The organism is Enterobacter sp. R4-368, assembly GCF_000410515.1.
Classification (GTDB): Bacteria; Pseudomonadota; Gammaproteobacteria; order Enterobacterales; family Enterobacteriaceae; genus Kosakonia.
In genome coordinates this window covers 4,063,105-4,082,425 of record NC_021500.1, presented here as the reverse complement: position 1 = coordinate 4,082,425, position 19,321 = coordinate 4,063,105, and the positions used below count along the sequence as shown (strand labels likewise).

16 protein-coding genes and 1 pseudogene are annotated in these 19,321 nt (G+C 56.7%); 4 read left to right on the top strand and 13 right to left on the bottom strand.

Annotated features, from left to right (window positions below; translation table 11 throughout):
- Nucleotides 1-38 precede the first annotated feature (38 nt).
- Together frsA and gpt are read right to left on the bottom strand one after the other, a co-directional pair.
- Entirely contained in the window at nucleotides 39-1,283 is a 1,245-nt protein-coding gene (gene frsA / locus H650_RS18985; RefSeq protein ID WP_020456689.1) for an esterase FrsA, read from the bottom strand.
- 108 nt (nucleotides 1,284-1,391) lie between these two features.
- Complete coding sequence (gene gpt, locus H650_RS18980; protein WP_003863205.1) at nucleotides 1,392-1,850, bottom strand: xanthine phosphoribosyltransferase; 459 nt, start codon at nucleotides 1,848-1,850, stop codon at nucleotides 1,392-1,394.
- A gap of 261 nt (nucleotides 1,851-2,111) precedes the next feature.
- Here gpt and pepD point away from each other — a divergent pair, with 261 nt between their 5' ends.
- Nucleotides 2,112-3,569 carry a cytosol nonspecific dipeptidase gene (pepD, locus tag H650_RS18975; RefSeq protein ID WP_020456688.1) on the top strand — a complete coding sequence of 486 codons (1,458 nt, stop codon included), beginning with the start codon at nucleotides 2,112-2,114 and terminating at the stop codon, nucleotides 3,567-3,569.
- A 42-nt stretch (nucleotides 3,570-3,611) separates the two neighbouring features.
- Here the strand turns inward: pepD and prfH are convergent.
- Both prfH and dinB read right to left on the bottom strand, forming a co-directional pair.
- Nucleotides 3,612-3,775, bottom strand: a pseudogene (gene prfH / locus H650_RS26015) (peptide chain release factor H); the annotation flags it as partial.
- A gap of 195 nt (nucleotides 3,776-3,970) precedes the next feature.
- Complete coding sequence (gene dinB / locus H650_RS18970) at nucleotides 3,971-5,026, bottom strand: DNA polymerase IV (protein ID WP_020456687.1); 1,056 nt, start codon at nucleotides 5,024-5,026, stop codon at nucleotides 3,971-3,973.
- Nucleotides 5,027-5,375: 349 nt separating this feature from the next.
- On the opposite strand from dinB, the gene dpaA reads away from it, so the two are divergent.
- Nucleotides 5,376-6,113: a peptidoglycan meso-diaminopimelic acid protein amidase gene (dpaA, locus tag H650_RS18965; protein ID WP_020456686.1), complete on the top strand. Its 738-nt coding sequence runs from the start codon at nucleotides 5,376-5,378 to the stop codon at nucleotides 6,111-6,113.
- On the opposite strand, the gene H650_RS18960 is transcribed toward dpaA, so the two are convergent.
- The gene (locus H650_RS18960) at nucleotides 6,084-6,851 is read right to left on the bottom strand and encodes a class II glutamine amidotransferase (RefSeq protein ID WP_020456685.1); all 768 of its coding nucleotides are present in this window, start codon (nucleotides 6,849-6,851) and stop codon (nucleotides 6,084-6,086) included. The genes dpaA and H650_RS18960 overlap by 30 nt on opposite strands.
- Before the next feature lie 136 nt (nucleotides 6,852-6,987).
- A complete protein-coding gene (lpcA, locus tag H650_RS18955) occupies nucleotides 6,988-7,569 on the bottom strand; it encodes a D-sedoheptulose 7-phosphate isomerase (RefSeq protein WP_017458774.1) in 582 nt (193 codons plus the stop codon).
- A gap of 236 nt (nucleotides 7,570-7,805) precedes the next feature.
- Here lpcA and fadE point away from each other — a divergent pair, with 236 nt between their 5' ends.
- Both fadE and H650_RS18945 read left to right on the top strand, forming a co-directional pair.
- Nucleotides 7,806-10,253: an acyl-CoA dehydrogenase FadE gene (fadE, locus tag H650_RS18950; RefSeq protein ID WP_020456684.1), complete on the top strand. Its 2,448-nt coding sequence runs from the start codon at nucleotides 7,806-7,808 to the stop codon at nucleotides 10,251-10,253.
- A 112-nt stretch (nucleotides 10,254-10,365) separates the two neighbouring features.
- Nucleotides 10,366-11,136, top strand: a complete 771-nt coding sequence (locus H650_RS18945; RefSeq protein ID WP_020456683.1) for an amidohydrolase — start codon at nucleotides 10,366-10,368, stop codon at nucleotides 11,134-11,136.
- 35 nt (nucleotides 11,137-11,171) lie between these two features.
- Here the strand turns inward: H650_RS18945 and H650_RS18940 are convergent, their stop codons facing one another.
- The 7 genes from H650_RS18940 to H650_RS18910 are packed head-to-tail and all read right to left on the bottom strand — an operon-like array spanning nucleotide 11,172 to nucleotide 18,940.
- On the bottom strand, nucleotides 11,172-12,773 hold the full coding sequence (locus tag H650_RS18940; protein ID WP_020456682.1) for a gamma-glutamyltransferase family protein: 1,602 nt from the start codon (nucleotides 12,771-12,773) through the stop codon (nucleotides 11,172-11,174).
- Between the two features lie 9 nt (nucleotides 12,774-12,782).
- Nucleotides 12,783-13,658, bottom strand: coding sequence for an ABC transporter permease (locus tag H650_RS18935; RefSeq protein WP_020456681.1), 876 nt, complete (start codon nucleotides 13,656-13,658; stop codon nucleotides 12,783-12,785).
- Complete coding sequence (locus tag H650_RS18930; protein WP_020456680.1) at nucleotides 13,658-14,602, bottom strand: ABC transporter permease; 945 nt, start codon at nucleotides 14,600-14,602, stop codon at nucleotides 13,658-13,660. The genes H650_RS18935 and H650_RS18930 overlap by 1 nt, the downstream gene beginning before the upstream one ends.
- Before the next feature lie 21 nt (nucleotides 14,603-14,623).
- Nucleotides 14,624-16,138, bottom strand: coding sequence for an ABC transporter substrate-binding protein (locus H650_RS18925; protein ID WP_020456679.1), 1,515 nt, complete (start codon nucleotides 16,136-16,138; stop codon nucleotides 14,624-14,626).
- Nucleotides 16,139-16,149: 11 nt separating this feature from the next.
- Nucleotides 16,150-17,217, bottom strand: a complete 1,068-nt coding sequence (locus tag H650_RS18920; protein ID WP_020456678.1) for an ABC transporter ATP-binding protein — start codon at nucleotides 17,215-17,217, stop codon at nucleotides 16,150-16,152.
- Complete coding sequence (locus tag H650_RS18915) at nucleotides 17,214-18,227, bottom strand: ABC transporter ATP-binding protein (RefSeq protein WP_020456677.1); 1,014 nt, start codon at nucleotides 18,225-18,227, stop codon at nucleotides 17,214-17,216. The genes H650_RS18920 and H650_RS18915 overlap by 4 nt, the downstream gene beginning before the upstream one ends.
- Nucleotides 18,224-18,940, bottom strand: a complete 717-nt coding sequence (locus H650_RS18910) for a FadR/GntR family transcriptional regulator (protein WP_017458765.1) — start codon at nucleotides 18,938-18,940, stop codon at nucleotides 18,224-18,226. Before H650_RS18910 ends, H650_RS18915 begins: the two co-directional genes overlap by 4 nt.
- Nucleotides 18,941-19,321: the final 381 nt, after the last annotated feature.

The window sequence follows — 19,321 nt, the reverse complement described above, 5'->3', positions numbered from 1 at the left end:
GCAACTGTTTTACCAAACCGATAGAATTTATCAATCTATTAACGAAAATGATGGTTGATCCATCCGGTTATTTGTTGCAACGCCTTATCAAAATTTCGATAAACCGGGTTAAACGGGATTTCCAGCAGTTTGCCGTTGCCAGATGACGAGGTGATTAAACGCGACTCCTCCTCCGGGCTGAAGGGATCGTTTTGCCAGTAACCGGAAAGCATCGGCGTGGGGCAACGTCTGCCGAGTAAACCCTGGGTTTTCAGCGAATAGCGATTCAGCTCCACGCGCAGCGCCTCGTCGGAGGCGTCGTGCATCCCCAGGCGGCTGGCGAGCACATCCAGATACATCTCCGGTACGCGTCCCTGGCGCTGCGGATCGCTTAACAGTGCATGCACCACCGGCCCAAGGCAAGCCACCGCTTTCAGGCGCGAAGATTCAAGGTATGCCAGGCGCACCGCCACATTCGCGCCAAAGCGAAAGCCAAACGCCGCCACCCGCGTGTGATCGATCCAGGGAATGTTCGGCAGCGCCTGCAGTGCATGCTGATGCAGCAGGCTGGAATCCTGTGTCAGTTTCCACTTCGAAGAGAAGCCAACCGACGGCATATCCAGCGTCAGCATCGCGATGCCTTGCGGCGCGAAATAGCGTTCAAACAGGGTGTAATAGTCGCTTTGCAGGCTATCCAGCCCGCCGCACATTAATACCGTCGGAAACGGGCCATTGCCAGGCGGCATATGCAAAAATCCGGTGACCGGCGTGCCGCCGGGAATGGCGAACTGCAGCTCTTTGATCTCGCCCGGCAGACGCTGCACCGCCTCTTCATACGCGCGGTTCGCCAGCGCTTGCGCCTGCTCAGCGAGCGAATCACCTTTAATATGAGGATAAGCGGCAATGCTGAACAAACTGGACGCATGCAGCCAGTGTTTGCCACTGATCTCCGGCGCGGGTTCCTGCATCGCTTTTTGCTGCCACGACATAGCCTGCACGGACCATTCATAGATCCAGTTGCCGTTACGGTAACCCACCACCGTGTCATACAATTCCGGGTCAGTGCGTTCAGCCTGGCTCATCACAATGCGCGCCTGCACTTCGAGGATCTCTCGCGGATCCACGCCGCGCCAAACCCACATCAGCCGGTTGAGCATGCGATACCAGTGCGGCACATTTTTGCCATCAAGGGTCGACAGAATCGGCGATTGCGCGCCACGATTAAACCGGCGTACCAGCGTGGAAGTTTCAGGGTGTTTGAAGCGGGGTTTGAATAACGTTTCGCTAAGATTGGGCTGTGACATTGCGCGCAGGCTCCATGTATCTATCACCGGCGGTTATTGTAACCTGTTGCGCGCTAAAAAAAACAACGCCCGGCAAAACCGGGCGTGAGCAAATGTTTCAAAGCAGAATTAACGGCCGCTGATTGGCGGCACAAACACCACACCCATATCCCACGGCTGCTCAATCCAGGTGTCCTGCGGGATATCGATCACGTAATCGTCAACCAGCGGGCGACCTGCCGGTTTGGCGAAAATAGTGACGAAATGCGCTTTGGGATACATTTCACGAATGGCGACAGCGGTACCGCCAGTGTCCACCAGATCGTCGATCACGATAAAACCTTCGCCGTCACCTTCTGCGCGTTTCAGGACTTTCAGCTCGCGCTGGTTGTCGTGGTCGTAGCTGGAGATACATACGGTATCAACATGACGAATGCCCAGCTCACGCGCCAGCAATGCGCCTGGCACCAGACCACCACGGCTTACGGCAATAATGCCTTTCCATTGTTCTGAAGGCATCAATCGGGCGGCCAGTTTGCGTGCGTGAATCTGCAACATGTCCCAGGTGACGACGTATTTTTCGCTCATGTGAAGTGTCCCAGCCTGTGTTTTACGGCTTAAAAATTATTCGAGGGGGAAATAGGTTGCGCGAGATTATAGAGATCTGAAGCGCTAAAAACCAGTATTACCCGGCATTACCGGCGCTTTTTCCGCGCACTGGTGCTCGCAGCGCGGCAATAAAGTGTTATTCTCAACGCCATCTCGCAAGCTGACGGCTTGCGATGTTCGTTTATTTAACCCTGTGACCTGCAAGGTATGTTGCGCAGGCTCTTCGTAAGGAGACTCATCGTGTCTGAACTGTCTCACCTATCGCCACAGCCGCTGTGGGATATTTTTGCCAAAATTTGTTCTATTCCGCACCCGTCCTACCATGAAGAACAACTCGCCGGTCACATTATGGGCTGGGCGAAAGAAAAGGGGTTGCATGCGGAACGCGACCAGGTTGGCAACATTCTGATCCGTAAACCAGCCACCGCTGGCATGGAAAACCGCAAGCCGGTAGTTCTGCAAGCACACCTTGATATGGTGCCGCAGAAAAATAACGACACAGTACACGATTTCACCACCGATCCGATTCGCCCGTATGTAGACGGTGAATGGGTTAAAGCGCGCGGCACCACGCTCGGCGCGGATAACGGCATCGGCATGGCTTCCGCGCTGGCGGTGCTGGCAGATGACAGCGTTGAACACGGTCCGCTGGAAGTGCTGCTGACCATGACCGAAGAAGCAGGCATGGATGGCGCGTTTGGTCTGCAAGCGAACTGGCTGCAGGCGGACATTCTGATTAACACCGACTCTGAAGAAGAGGGTGAAATCTACATGGGGTGCGCAGGCGGTATCGATTTTATCACCACCCTGCCACTCACCCGCGAAGCCGTACCGGCCGGGTATGAAACCTTCAAGCTGACGCTGAAAGGGCTGAAAGGCGGCCACTCTGGTGCCGAAATTCATGTCGGTTTAGGTAACGCCAACAAACTGCTGGCGCGCTTCCTGGCCGGTCACGCGGCGGAGTTGGATCTGCGTCTGCTGGATTTCACTGGCGGTACGTTGCGTAACGCGATTCCGCGCGAAGCGATTGCTGTTTTCGCCATTCCGGCAGATAAAGCCGCGCAGCTGAAAACGCTGGCCAACGAATATCAGGCAATCCTGAAAAACGAGCTGGAAGCCAAAGAGAAGAATCTGGTGGTACTGTTGGACAGCGCAAGCAGCGATAAAGCGGCGCTGACCACCGCCTCGCGCGATACGTTTGTGCGCCTGCTGAACGCGACGCCGAACGGGGTTATTCGCAACTCTGACGTCGCCAAAGGCGTGGTAGAAACCTCGCTGAACGTGGGCGTGGTAACGCTGCAAGACGACAACGCCGAGATCATCTGCCTGATCCGCTCGCTGGTAGATAGCGGGAAAGATTATGTGGTGAGCATGCTGGAGTCACTGGGTGCGCTGGCGGGAGCGAAAACCGCACCGAAAGGCGGCTACCCGGGCTGGCAGCCGGACGCGCGTTCACCGGTGATGGCGCTGGTGCGTGAAACTTATCAGCGTCTGTTCAACAAAACGCCGAACATTCAGGTGATCCACGCGGGTCTGGAGTGCGGTCTGTTCAAAAAACCGTACCCGGATATGGATATGGTATCGATTGGGCCAACCATCACCGGCCCGCACTCACCGGATGAGCAAGTGCATATCGAAAGCGTGGGCCATTACTGGACCTTGCTGACCGAATTGCTGAAAGCGATTCCGGCGAAATAAGCTTGTTGTCCGCGCCGCCCGGCGCGGACATTTTCCCCGACTCTACACTGCCTTAAATGCCATCCCTTTAAACGCGCGCAGCGGGTTTCTCCCCGTTCAATCTGCGGGTGAAACAATCGACCTTCCGATTTCAGCCTCGCGCATTCAGCATCCTTTATTTGTTGCAGATGATGAGCAATCAGCAAGGTTGCCAGCCGTTTAGTAGAAATATTTTCCGAAGCGAGATGGCAAAGAGAATTGCCCGTATCTCCTTTTATATATGAACAAATAAAAGGGATCGGCAGACGAAACCGGGGTTACAGGAACGACAAAGAGACATCAGGGCACGGTGAAATTCTTGTGCAGTAATGTGAAATAAACGTCGGGGATAAAGAAGCGTGTAATAGATCCGTAGCGTAATTTTATAGCCCTAACACCAGTTGCCGTTCCAGTTGGGGATCAAGCAGCGTGACATGCAGCCCAACCAGCCGGACACCGCGCCCGCTGCGGCGGTCGTTCCAGGTTTTTTGCGCCGTCGCCAGTAAATCCTCTTTATTTAACCGCGGCCAGACATGCTCCTGAGTCGTAAGCTGGAAATCATTAAATTTCAGTTTTACCCCCTGGCGAGCAATTAACAGATCCGGTTTTACTTTTGCCAACCGCCGCTCAAGCTCAGGGTAGAGATGTTCGATAATCGCTTCGCACTCTTCCCAGCTGTGAATATCTTCCGCCAGCGTCCGCTCCACGCCCACCGATTTACGCAACCGTTCGCTGTTAATTTCCCGCTCGTCAATGCCCTGACTGCGCTCCCATAAAATACGGCCGAATTTACCAAAGCGTTTAAGCAGCATGGCCAGGTCGCTCTTTTGCACATCTTCACAGGTGCGCAGCCCCAGCGTTTCCAGTTTTGCCGCTGATACCTTCCCCACACCGGGGATTTTGCCGAGCGGTAGCGTGCGCAGAAACGCCGGGACATCAGCGGGAGTAATCACATATTGCCCGTTGGGTTTGTTGAGATCGGAGGCAATTTTGGCGAGAAACTTCACCGGTGCAACGCCCGCCGACGCAGTCAGTTGGGTTTCATTAAAAATGGTCTGGCGAATCTCCTGCGCCATTAGCGTCGCCGAACCGTGGCAGTGCGGGCTATCGGTAACATCAAGATAGGCTTCATCCAGCGAGAGCGGTTCAATACGCGAGGTGTAGCGAGAGAAGATATCGCGGATCTGGTTAGACGCTTCTTTATAAGCGTCAAAACGGCCGGGCAATAGCGTGAGGTGCGGGCAGAGTTTAAGCGCCATCGCTGTTGGCATCGCGCTGCGTACGCCAAATTTGCGTGCCGGATAGTTCGCCGTGCTGATCACGCCGCGTTGTACCCGGCTGCCGCCGATAGCGATGGGAATATCGCGCAGGGCCGGGTTATCGCGCATCTCAACCGCCGCGAAAAAGCAGTCCATATCAACATGTATGATTTTGCGCATGCGTATGCCCTCACAGAATACTGGATAAGTATACAGCACACTTACAGCAATTGAGAAGCCAGTACGTAAATCCGACGAAAAGAGAGGAATATAAGCGGTAATTCAGGCTTTTTACTCGCATAATAGTCGCCAGCTTTCGGCCAAGCGTTTGATACATAATCCTCAATCTTATTCGCGCGAGACAAAAGCGAAGCCAATAAAGAGGCAGCGTGAAAGACGACGTAGATTGGGGCTTGCGAAAAAATGCCGTAATGCTAATGTGGGCGCTCCAAAACAGAATAGTCTGAATTTTGGGCTTCTTTTGCCGTCCTGGCAATGTGGTATTAGCTTTATCAAGGAAACAAGTAGTATGCGCAAAATCGCATTATTTATTGCGATGCTTCTGCTTCCGTGCGTCTCTTTTGCTGGCCTGGTGAGCAGCAACGGTTCAGTAACGCCGGTCAGCAAAGAATATAAGCAGCAGTTGATGGGGTCGCCGGTTTATATCCAGATCTTCAAAGAAGAGCGCACCCTTGATCTTTACGTCAAGATGGGCGAGCAATATCAGTTGCTCGACAGCTACAAGATTTGTAATTACTCCGGCGGGTTAGGCCCCAAGCAGCGCCAGGGTGATTTTAAAAGCCCGGAGGGGTTCTACTCCGTACAGCGCAGCCAGTTGAAGCCGGATAGCCGCTTCTATAAAGCCATTAATATTGGGTTTCCGAATAACTACGATCGCGCCCACGGCTATGAAGGCAAATACCTGATGATTCACGGCGCTTGCGTGTCGATTGGTTGCTACGCAATGACGGATTCCGGTATTGATGAGATCTTCCAGTTTGTTACCGCCGCGCTGGTTTTCGGACAGCCGAACGTGCAGGTGAGTATCTATCCGTTCCGCATGACCGACGCCAATATGCAGCGCCATAAGTATTCAACGTATGCGGATTTCTGGAAGCAATTGAAGCCGGGTTATGACTACTTCGCCACCACCCACCAGCCGCCGGTTGTCTCGGTCGTGGATGGTCGCTATGTGGTTAGTAAGCCGCTGAACACCGCTGTTCAGCCGCAGCTGGCGTCAAACTACACGCTCCCCCAGGCAAAATAATGCCCATTCGCCTGGCATAATCTTTTGCCAGGTTTCATTGCCGGTTAACGGCTGGGTGGCAATCACGGTAACCACATCGTTTGGTGTGGTTTCCCGCTGAAAATCAATTTCCACATCCTGATCCAGCAGCTTCGCTACGCCAAACGGCGCACGGCGGGTGATCCAGAACAGATTGGTCGAACAAAACGCCATCACATAACGCCCGTCCGACAGCAGCATATTAAAAACGCCCTTCACGCGCAGTTCCGTTGCCAGTGCCGCAATATATTTAAACACTGCCGCCATATTGCCCGGTGTGCGCGGGTAGCGTTCGGTCAGCTTGTGCAATAGCCAGCAAAAGGCTTTCTCGCTGTCGGTTTCGCCAATGGGGCGGAAATTACCGGTCTCCAGCGATTTATAACCTGTGAGCTGCCCGTTGTGCGCATATGTCCAGTTGCGCCCCCAAAGTTCGCGGGTAAACGGATGGGTATTTTCCAGCGCCACTTCGCCACGATTCGCCTGGCGAATATGGGCAATCACCGAACGGGATTTGATCGGATAGTCCTGTACTAATTTCGCAATAGGGGAATTAAAACTCGGTTGCGGATCTTTGAACGTGCGACAGCCCTTGCCTTCGTAAAAGGTAATGCCCCAGCCATCTTTATGCGGCCCGGTTCCGCCGCCACGCTGGACGAGACCGGTAAAACTAAAGCAGATATCGGTTGGCACATTTGCGCTCATACCGAGCAGTTCGCACATACACACCCCCACACAGCGCCCTTATCAGAGAAGGCGTAATTAGTGCAGCCAGTTGGCATACGGACAGTGCGCCGATTCACTGCACACAGACAGGATCTCGGGCACTGCCGGAGTCAAAAAGGCAAAATCGCCTTCCTTAAGCCTTAACCATCTCTTTTTCAATCAACTGAATCAGGATATGGATCACTTTAATGTGAATTTCCTGAATACGGTCAGCATAACCAAAATGCGGCACGCGAATTTCAACATCTGCGCTGCCCGCCATTTTGCCGCCGTCTTTACCGGTCAGGGTGATCACTTTCATTCCCTTCTCACGCGCCGCCGCAACCGCTTTGATCACGTTGCCGGAGTTACCGGAAGTGGAGATCCCCAGCAGCACGTCGCCTTCGCGGCCAACGGCTTCCACATAACGGGAGAAAACATAGTCGTAACCGAAGTCGTTGCTGACGCAGGAGAGATGGCTCACGTCAGAGATGGCAATCGCCGGGTAACCCGGACGGTTTTCACGGTAGCGCCCGGTTAACTCTTCTGCGAAATGCATCGCATCACAATGCGAGCCGCCGTTACCACAGGACAACACTTTGCCGCCGGCTTTAAAGCTGTCGGCCAGCAATACCGCCGCGCGCTGAATAGCGTGAATATTGGCATCATCTTTCAAGAAGTTCGCCAGCGTTTCGGCCGCTTCGTTCAGTTCGTTACGAATAAGATCCTGGTACATGAGGATATCCTTCAGCATAAATGTAAATAACACTGCGCAGTGTACCGGATACTATTCCAGGCGAGAAGTTAAAGCCGTAGCGCCCCGTCGTTTTCATTTTCCGTGCGCAAAAAGCCCTCAACAATGTGAACCAGGTTGTAATTATTTTGTAAACACATTGCTAAAAGAAATCACATCCACTACAACCAATACATCACAAGTGGTCAGACCTCCTACAAGCAAGGGAGCTTTTCTTTATGATGATTTTGAGCATTATCGCAACGGTTGTTCTGCTCGGCGCGCTGTTTTACCACCGCGTTAACCTGCTGCTCAGCAGCGTGATCCTGCTGGCGTGGACCGCCGCGCTGGGCATTGCGGGCCTGTGGTCTAACTGGGTGCTGCTGCCGCTCGCGATTATTCTGGTGCCGTTTAACCTGCCGCCGATGCGTAAAGCGTTGATTTCCGCACCGGCATTCCGTGGTTTCCGTAAAGTGATGCCGCCAATGTCGCGTACCGAAAAAGAGGCCATCGACGCCGGGACAACCTGGTGGGAAGGCGATCTGTTTCGCGGTAACCCGGACTGGAAAAAACTGCATAACTACCCGCAGCCGCGCCTGACCGCCGAAGAGCAGGCATTTATCGACGGCCCGGTGGAAGAAGCCTGTCGCATGGCGAATGACTTCCAGATCACCCACGAAATGGCCGATCTGCCGCCAGAACTGTGGGCGTTCTTAAAAGAGCACCGCTTCTTTGCGATGATCATCAAAAAAGAGTACGGCGGGCTGGAATTCTCTGCTTATGCCCAGTCCCGTGTGCTGCAAAAACTCGCGGGTGTCTCCGGTATTCTGGCGATCACCGTCGGCGTACCGAACTCCTTAGGCCCGGGTGAATTGCTGCAACACTACGGCACCCAGGAGCAAAAAGATCACTATCTGCCGCGCCTGGCGCGCGGTGTAGAAATCCCCTGCTTCGCACTGACCAGCCCGGAAGCTGGCTCCGATGCGGGCGCCATTCCGGATACCGGCATCGTTTGCATGGGTGACTGGCAGGGCGAACAGGTGCTCGGTATGCGCCTGACCTGGAACAAACGCTACATTACGCTCGCGCCAATCGCTACGGTTCTGGGGCTGGCGTTCAAACTCTCTGACCCGGATAAACTGCTGGGTGGCGAGGAAGAATTAGGCATTACCTGTGCGCTGATCCCCACCTCTACGCCGGGCGTGGAAATTGGCCGCCGTCACTTCCCGCTGAACGTGCCGTTCCAGAACGGCCCGACCCGCGGCGACGATATTTTTGTGCCGATTGATTACATTATTGGCGGGCCGAAGATGGCTGGTCAGGGCTGGCGTATGCTGGTGGAATGTCTGTCGGTAGGTCGCGGTATTACGCTGCCGTCCAACTCCACTGGCGGCGTTAAATCCGTTGCGATGGGGATTGGCGCGTACGCTCATATCCGCCGCCAGTTCAAAGTGTCGATTGGTAAAATGGAAGGCATCGAAGAGCCGCTGGCGCGCATTGGCGGTAACGCCTACGCCATGGATGCAGCCGCATCGCTGGTGACCTACGGCATTATGCTCGGTGAAAAACCGGCGGTGCTTTCGGCAATCGTTAAGTATCACTGTACCCACCGTGGTCAGCAGTCAATCATTGATGCGATGGATATTGCCGGCGGTAAAGGCATCATGCTCGGCGAGGGCAACTTCCTGGCGCGTAGCTACCAGGGTGCACCGATCGCCATTACCGTAGAAGGCGCGAATATCCTCACCCGTACCATGATGATCTTCGGCCAGGGCGCTATCCGCTGCCATCCGTATGTGCTGGAAGAGATGGCCGCCGCGCAGAATAACGACGTGGACGCCTTCGATAAACTGCTGTTCAAACATATCGGTCATGTCGGCAGCAATATGATGCGCAGTTTCTGGCTCGGCCTGACACGCGGTTTAACCAGCGCCACGCCAACCCGTGACGCCACCAAACGTTACTACCAGCATCTGAACCGTGTGAGTGCCAACCTCGCGCTGCTCTCGGATGTGTCTATGGCGGTGCTTGGCGGCAGCCTGAAACGCCGCGAACGCATCTCGGCACGTCTCGGCGATGTGTTAAGCCAGCTCTATCTCGCCTCGGCGGTGCTGAAACGCTATGACGACGAAGGCCGTCAGGAAGCGGATCTGCCGCTGGTACACTGGGGCGTGCAGGATGCGCTCTACCAGGCGGAACAGGCAATGCATGATTTACTGGAGAACTTCCCGAACCGCTTTGTGGCGGGTGCCCTGAGCCTGGTGATTTTCCCGACCGGTCGTCACTACCGCGCGCCGTCCGACAAACTGGATCACAAAATAGCGAAGATCCTGCAAACCCCGAGCGCAACGCGTTCACGTATTGGTCGCGGCCAGTACCTGACGCCGAGCGAGCATAACCCGGTCGGCTTGCTGGAAGAGGCGCTGGTTGATGTGATGGCAGCGGATCCGATTCATCAGCGCATCTGCAAAGAGTTAGGCAAAAACCTGCCGTTCACCCGTCTGGACGTGCTGGCTCAGCAGGCGCTGGCAAGCGGGCTGATTAATCAGGAAGAGGCCGCGCTGTTGAACAAAGCCGAGGTCAGCCGCCTGCGGAGTATCAACGTTGACGACTTTGAACCGGAGGCACTGGCGACTCAGCCGGTGGTAAAAACGCCGGAGAAAGTGCGTAAACCGGAAGCTGCCTGACGCAGTAAGCGGCTGAAAACCCTCTCCTCTTATCGAAACCCGCATCATGCGGGTTTTTTTATTTATCCTCATGCTACAGTGTGCAGGTGCTGTCTTACGGGGAGTTGCTATTGTGCCTGGTTTAAAAATTACGCTGTTACAACAACCGTTAGTCTGGATGGATGGCCCCGCTAACCTGCGCCATTTCGATATCCAGTTAGAAGACGTCACCGGGCGTGATGTGATTGTGCTGCCGGAAATGTTCACCACCGGTTTTGCCATGGAGGCGGCGAAACAATCCATGCCGCAAGATGAGGTCATCGCCTGGATGCGGGATAAAGCCCAACAGACCAAGGCGCTGATCGCCGGTAGCGCCGCGCTGCAAACCGAACGCGGGCCGGTCAACCGCTTTCTGCTCGTCGAACCGGAAGGCAAAGTGCACTTCTACGATAAACGCCATCTGTTCCGCATGGCCGATGAGCACCACCATTACGAAGCGGGTAACGAGCGCGTGGTATTTGAATGGCGCGGCTGGCGCATTCTGCCGCTGGTCTGTTACGACCTGCGCTTTCCGGTGTGGTCGCGCAACCGCAATGATTACGATCTGCTGCTTTATGTTGCCAACTGGCCAGCGCCGCGCTCGCTGCACTGGCAATCGCTGCTGGTGGCCCGCGCGATTGAGAACCTCGCCTGGGTGGCGGGCTGTAACCGCGTCGGCACCGATGGCAACGGTCATCACTATCGTGGCGACAGCCGGGTTATCAGCCCACAGGGCGAAATCATCGCCACCGCCGAGCCGCACCAGGCGACGCGCATTGACGCCGAGCTGTCACTCAGCGCGTTACGGGAGTACCGCGAGAAGTTTCCCGCCTGGCAGGATGCCGATCCCTTTACGCTGGGGTAAGACGATCCCCTCTCCCCGCCGGGAGAGGGGGCTCATCAACTCACTAACGCCTGTCCGTCTTTGCGGCTTTCGGTCGCTGCGACATAGTGGCCTTCCGGCATCCGGTAAATGACCTGCGCGCCGCCAAAGTTATAGCCAGCCAGCGGATCTTCTACCGTTATCACATGCCCGCGCTCACGCAGCGCCGCAATCACGTTGCGATCAAAGCTTGATTCCAGCGCCACTTCACGCCCCTGAATCACGCGCCAGCGCGGCGCATCAATCGCCGCCTGCGGGTTTTGCCCATGCAACATAATGCGCAGCGCCATCTGCACATGTCCCTGCGCCTGCATCGGCCCGCCCATCACGCCAAACGACATGAGCGGTTTACCATCGGCCCCCATCGCAAAACCGGGAATAATGGTGTGGAACGGGCGCTTGCTGCCCGCCAGTGCATTCGGGTGTTTTGGATCAAGCACAAAACCGCAGCCCCGATTTTGCAGGCTGATACCGGTGTCCGGCACCACAACGCCGGAGCCAAAACCCATAAAGTTGGACTGAATAAACGACACCATCATGCCGCTGGCATCAGCGGTAGAAAGATAAACCGTGCCGCTTTGCGTCGGTGCGCCATAGACAAAATCAGACGCGTTATCGGGGTCGATCAGCGCCGCACGCGACTTCAGATAGTCATCACTGAGCAGCAGTTCGGCGGCAAACTCCAGGTGTGCGTCATCGGCAACATAGCGGTCAAGGTCGGCCAGAGCCAGCTTCATGGCTTCAATGGCAAGGTGCAGCGACTGCACAGAGTCCGGGTGATAACGCCCCATATCGCACTGCTCAAGAATGCCGAGCGCAATCAGCGTGGCGATCCCCTGCCCGTTCGGCGGTAACTCCTGCACAGAGCCGCCGGCGAACTCACGCGACAGCAACGTGACCCAATCGGCTTTGTGGTTCGCCAGGTCAGCCTCGCTCAGGTGCGCACCGTGTGCTTTGGCGAATGCGGCAATCTTCTGTGCCAGCTCACCGCGATAGAAGGCTTCACCGTTAGTCTGCGCAATCAACTCCAGCGTGCGCGCCTGCGCCGGATTACGGAAAATTTCACCGATCTTCGGCGCGCGCCCGTCAGGTGCAAAGCAGGCGCTAAAGCCTGGCTGATCTTTGAGTTTGTTATAGCCGCGCTGCCACAAGTGACCAATCAGCGGCGAGACGGGAAAACCGTGGCGCGCATACTCAATGGCCGGTTGCGCCAGCGTGGTCAGCGGCAGTGTGGCAAAACGTTCCGCCAGCGCCACCCAACCTGATACCGCGCCCGGCACGGTGACGGCATCCCAGCCCAGTTCTGGCACTGCCGTTTTCCCGGCGAACATATCCGCATGCCAGCTCGCGGGCGAACGCCCGGAAGCATTCAATCCGTGTAATTGCGTGCCATCCCAGACAATAGCAAAGGCATCGCTGCCGATCCCGCAGCCGGTCGGTTCAACGACGGTGAGCGCCATCGCGGTGGCAATCGCCGCATCCACCGCGTTACCACCGAGTGCGAGCATACGCATCCCGGCCTGCGCCGCCAGCGGCTGTGAGGTGGCAACCGCGTTGCGGCCAATCATCGGCGCGCGATGTGAGGCGTAATTTACATTGAAATCAATCGCTTTTGTCATCAGAACTCCTTAGTCGTGGCGCGGATCGAGCGCGTCGCGCAGCCCGTCGCCGAGTAAGTTAAATCCCTGCACGGTCAGAAAGATGGTTACGCCGGGGAAAATAGACATCCAGGGAGCCTGTTCCAGAAAGCCCTTCGCGGTGTTCAGCATTGCCCCCCACGACGGATAGGGCGGCTGCTGGCCAAGGCCGAGAAACGACAGGCTCGCTTCGGTAATGATCGCCGAAGCGATCGCCAGCGTGGCCTGCACGAGGATCGGCGACATCACATTCGGCAGCACGTAGCGCAGGATGATCCAGCGATCCGGCAGACCAATCGCCCGCGCGCCGTCGATATACTCTTCGTTGCGAATCGCGATCACCTGGCCGCGCGTCAGGCGGGCAAAGATGGGCATCGCCGACAAGCCAATGGCGATCATCGCATTGGTCAGGCTGGGGCCAAGAAACGCCCCCAGTGCGATAGCCATAATCAGAAACGGACAGGCGAGCAGCGCTTCGATAACGCGGGAAATCACTCCATCCCAGACGCCCTGGAAGTAACCCGCCAGCAAACCGAGCGGTACGCCAATCACCACGGCGATCACCACCGACACACACCCCGCCAGCAGTGAAGTGCGCGCCCCCCAGATCATGCGCGAGAGAATATCGCGCCCCAGCTCATCGGTGCCGAACCAGTAAAGCTCCGACGGCGGTTTGCGTACTGCCAGGAAGTTCGCTTTGACCGGATCAAACGGCGCGATCCACGGCGCGAACAGCGCAATCAGCACAAACACGCCGACAATCACCGCGCCAATCACCGCGCTACGGTTAGCGAGGAATTTTTTCAGTACCCGGTTTTCCGTACGCGGCAGCGATGCCGCCACGCCGGTGGTGGACAGTTCTGCCATTATTCACTCCGCATTTTCGGGTTGATTAACACATACAGCACATCCGCCAGCAGGTTCAGCGCGAGAAAACCGATTGCCACCACCAGCACGACACCCTGCACCACCGCGTAGTCACGGTTGAACACCGAATCGACAATCATCTTGCCGAAACCTGGAATGGTAAACACCTGCTCAGTCAGCACCGCGCCCCCCAGCAGCTCGCCAAACAGCAGCGTGGTCAGGGTGATCACCGGCACCAGCGCATTACGAAACGCATGCTTCATGATCACCGCTTTTGGCAGCAACCCCTTCGCGCGTGCGGTGCGAATATAATCCGCTTTCAGCACCGCAATCATCGACGCGCGAGTATGGCGCATTAACGTCGCCGCCAGCCCCGTTCCCAGCACCAGCGCGGGCAACAACAGCGTGCGCAAGTTCTGCAATGGATCTTCACTAAATGGCACAAAACCAGACGCCGGCAGCCATTGCAGGTTGACGGAAAAGATGAGGATAAACAGGATCCCCAGCCAGAAATGCGGCACCGAAATGCCGGATATCGCCACAAAATTAGCGCCGTGATCGATCCAGCTATTCCTGTTCACCGCCGCCAGAATGCCCATGCTGATGCCGAACAGCAGCGCAATAACCATCGCCAGCAGCGACATCTCAAGCGTCACCGGCAGCTTGGTGGCAATCAGGTGCGTGACCGGCTCCTGCGTACGCAGTGAGACGCCAAGATCGCCCTGCAATGCGCGGGTTAGCCAGTGAAAATATTGCACCGGAATCGGCGCATCCAGGTTCAGCTCCGCGCGCAACTGGGCGATGACCGCCGGATCGCGCTCCTCGCCCAGCATCGCGGTGAGCGGATCGCCGGGTAGCAGCTTTTGCAGCCCGAACACCATCATGCTGACCAGCAGCAAGGTCGGAACGGCGAGCAGCAGGCGTTTGCAAATCAATTCCAGCATGGTTTCTCCAGGCGACGCCGTTTAGTTGGCAAGCGACAGACCCGCCAGACGCACAATGCCGTCCGGGTAAGGTTTAAAGCCCTGCACTTTTTTGTTCATACCAAACAGGCGCGGTTCAAAGTAGAGGTAGGCAATCGGCATATCGGTTTGCAACTGCTTCACGACCTTTTCATACAACGCCTGACGGGTTGCCGGATCGTTGTGCAGACGCGCCTGCGTCAGCCACTCATCGACCTGCGGGTTGCTGTAGCGACCATCGTTAAGCGTCCCTTTGCTATTAATGAAGCCGAAGATGCTGCCATCGGGATCGGGGCGACCAGACCAGCCGGAGTAGCTAAGCTGAAAATTGCCGCTTTGCTGCCTGTCCAGCAGGGTGGCGAATTCCGTCATCTGCAGATTGACATTGAAACCGGCTTCGGCGGTCATCGCCTGCAACACCTGGCCCACTTGTTGTGACGTCGGGTTGTTCGGCACCAGCAGTGAGACGGTGATCGGCGTCTTCACCCCTGCGGCTTGCAGCAGCGCTTTGGCTTTTTCCACATCGCGCGGGGGCACCGGCAATTTGACGTGATACGGGCTGACTGGCGAAAACGCCTGGTTCGCCGGGGCGTATAACCCTTCGAATACCACCTGGTTGAGTGCATCGCGATCTATCGCCAGCGAGAACGCCTCACGCACGCGCGCATCTTTGAACGGATCGTTAGCCGGGACGTTGCCGTTATTGATATTAAACGTGATGCCCTGATACCCCAGCCCTGTCACTTTCGCCAGGTGAAGTTTGTTGTCGGCCTCTACGGTTTTCACATCGCTGGCGGCAATCCCTTCGGTCAGATCGAGATCGCCCGCACGCAGGTTCGCCAGTCGCACGGAGGCATCCGGGATCGGCAGGTAGATAACTTTGTCGAAGTGGTACGCACCTTTGTTCCAGTAGTTATCAAAACGCGATAACACAATGCGGTCTTGTGAAACGCGGCTGTCGAATTTATACGGACCGGAACAGACCGGGTGGGCGGCAAAATCCGCTTTCTTCGCCGCCACGGGGGCCAGCATCGCGCCGGCGCGATCGGTTAACTGCATCAGCAACGCCGAGTCCGGCGTTTTCAAATGCAACTTAATTTGCAGCGGTCCGCTGACCTCCACCGACTCGATAGAGGAGATTTCACTTTTTCGCAGCGAACCAGGCAGCGTCAGCGCACGATCGAGACTGAATTTCGCCGCAGCGGCGTCAAACTTCTCGCCATCGTGGAAGGTCACGCCCTCACGCAGATCCATGGTCAGGGTTTTGCCATCCTCGCTCCACGACCAGGCCTTCGCCAGCCCGGGCACCACTTTCAGGTTTTCATCCACGTCCACCAGCCGATCGCACAGTGAAGCGAAGACAAAACGGCCATAGTAAGTACGCGCCAGGTGCGGATCGAGCATATCCGGATCCGCGCCAAGACCCACGCGCAGCACACTTTCAGCCTGGGCAGGCAGTGCCGCGCCCAGCAACATGACACTTCCCAGAACGGTCAAAAGCGAATTTCGCATCATCATTATTGTTTCCTTTAAGGGGAGGAGTGAGAGGCCGCGTGTTCAAACAGCGCGCGACGGCGCAAGAACGCGGCTGAGGGGGGAGCAATCTGAATCACGCTGCGGTCGCGGTTAATCTCCTGCCAGCGATGACAAGAGACCTGGCGACCACCTTCGAGTACCTGTGTGATGGGCTCACGTTGCTGGCACTCGTCTGTCGCAAACGGGCAGCGGGTATGAAAACGGCAGCCCTGCGGCGGGCTTGCGGGATTGGGTAAATCACCCTGCAACAGCGGCGTTTCGCGCACAATGCCGGGCTGCGGTTGCGGAGCAGACGCCATCAGCGCCTGGGTGTAGGGATGCAACGGCGCATCGAAGATCTCATCCACCGTTGCCATTTCCACAATTTGCCCAAGGTACATCACCGCCACGCGGTCGCTCATATGGCGAATCACCGCCAGCCCGTGCGCGACGATGATCATGGTTAAACCAAGCTGCTGTTTCAGCGTCTCCAGCAGGTTGACCACCTGCGCTTGCACCGACACATCCAGTGCGGAAACGGGTTCATCGCCAAGCAGCAATTTCGGCCCGGAAGCCAGCGCGCGGGCAATGCCAATACGCTGGCGCTGGCCGCCGGAAAACTCATGCGGGTAGCGTCTGGCCCACGCCGCAGGCAGACCCACGGTGCCAAGCAGCTCGGCAACGCGTGCCTGTCGTTCCGCTTTACCGATTTTCTGGTGCAACCACAGCGGCTCACCAACAATCTGCTCTACCGTCATACGCGGGTTGAGCGAAGCAAACGGATCCTGAAAGATAATTTGCAGCTCGCGCCGAAGCTGGTTTAATCGCGCGCCGCTGGCATGGGTGATCTCCTCTCCCTGGTAGTAAACGCGCCCTTCGGACGCCGCCAGCAAACGCAATAGCAGGCGACCAAGCGTCGACTTTCCTGAACCGGACTCCCCCACAATCGCCAGCGTTTCGCCCGGGTAAACCGCCAGGGAAATACGATCCACCGCCGTGACATAACGTTTTGGCGCAAACAAGCGGGTTGGCCCGGCAAAACGTTTGCTCAGGTCGAAAGCTTCGAGGATCGGCGTGCTCATGCGGTTTCTCCCAGCGCGATGTGCTGTTCAAGTGGCACACGGAAACAGGCCACCAGATGGCCCTTCCCTTGCGGTGTCAGTGGGGGTTTTTGCTGCTGGCAGCGTGCCTGGGCAAACGGGCAACGGGTGGCGAAACGGCAGCCTTGCGGCATCGCTTCCGGTAACGGCACCGCACCGGGAATGGTCGACAGTTGCCCTTTGCGCGCCCCCAGCGAGGGAATCGATCCCATCAGACCAATGGTGTACGGGTGCTGTGGGTCGGTAAAAATCGCCTCCACGCTGCCCTGCTCCACTACTTGTCCGGCGTACATCACCGCCACCTGCTGCGCCACTTCCGCCACCACACCGAGATCGTGGGTGATCATCAATACCGCCGTGCCGGTTTCGGCTTTCAGGGTGTTGAGCAGCGCGAGGATCTGCGCCTGAATTGTTACATCCAGTGCGGTTGTCGGTTCGTCGGCAATTAACAGGCGCGGCTTGTTGATGAGTGCCATCGCGATCATCACGCGCTGGCGCATACCGCCGGAAAGCTGGTGTGGATACGCTTTCAGGCGCATCTCCGCTGCCGGGATCTGCACTTTTTCCAGAATGTGGAGCGCCGCCTCGCGCGCCGCATTCGCCGACACGTTCTGGTGGCGTATCACCGCTTCGCTGAGCTGGTCGCCGAGCGTAAACGCCGGGTTGAGCGAGGTCATCGGTTCCTGAAAAATCATCGCCAGTTCATTACCGCGCAGGTCGGCATATTCGCGCGCAGTGAGCTGGCGCAAGTTGCGCCCGCGAAACTGCATCTCACCGCCAAGGATCTGCGCACTGGCGGGCAGCAGCCCCATCAACGCCAGCGAGGTAATACTTTTGCCGCAGCCGGACTCACCGACCAGCGCCAGCGTTTCTCCGCTTTTGACAGAGAGCGAAATCCTGTCCAGTACGCTCACCGGGCTGCCAGCAAACTGCACTTCCAGGTTATGCAGACGCAGCACCGGCGCAGCCTCTTTAAACGGGATCGTCGTCATGGGGTATCGTCCTCAAGATGAATGGCCTGGATCAGCGCATGTTGCAGGTCGAGCAGGTGTTCGCGCATCGCCGTCGCCGCCTCATGCGGCTGGCGCTGGCGAATGGCAATCATGATGCGGTGGTGGTGATCGTTGTAGCGATCCACTTTCGCTGGCGTTCGCGCCAGCTCACGCAGATGGTGCCAGGCAGGTTCGCGCCGCACCGCGTCAAGCGTGTCAAAAAGACCGAGCATCAGACGGTTTCCTGCCGCCTCGGCGATAGCCCGGTGAAAAGCGCTGTCCCACAGCTCATTCAGATCCGGATCATCCGGGTTAACGTTGTCGATGCGTTCCAGCATGCGCTGCATCAGCGCCAGATTTTCCGGGCTGGCGCGAAGTGCCGCCAGCCGCGCAAGACCGGGCTCAATTTGCAGTCGGGCTTCCATCACTTCCAGCATATTGGTTTGTTGCACCAGTCCCTGTAGTGCAAGAGGTGCAACCGGTGCCGCAGGGCCAATAAAGGTGCCTTTGCCCTGTTTGCGCCAGATCCGCCCCTCCTCTTCCAGCACGTCCAGCGCGCGACGCACTTCGCGTCGCCCGACGCCTAAGTTTTCCGCCAGTTCACGTTCCGTGGGCAGAGGAGTCCCTGGTGTTGACTCATGCTGGTGAATTAGCCCACGAAGTTGTTCCAGCGCCGTACTGGAATTTGCCAGATAGCGTGACGGTTTTTCCATATTGGTTCATCCGCGTTTCGCGTTATCTTTTTATTTAATTACAGACAGTTAGTTCTCATGCCGTCTGTACGCCTCGTTATTGACTAAGCAATTCGCGAACCAATACGGCATTGGTTCGATAAATTTTTGTTAATACTTTGATTTATTAATGTTTATTTTTTGGCTAAGGCAGAGGGGGTAGCAGACACCTGCGGATGCAGTCGATGAAATGCACAGTTAGCGTGCAAACCATGCACTAAAAGGGAAGAAAGAGACCAAAGGGGGAACGACCTGAACACGACAGGGACGTAGTGATGAGGAGGCGAAATGACCCGTTCTCATCACTACGTCGAAGACAGAAACCAACACAACCTGCCGCGCCTGCCAGCCCGGCCTGTTCTC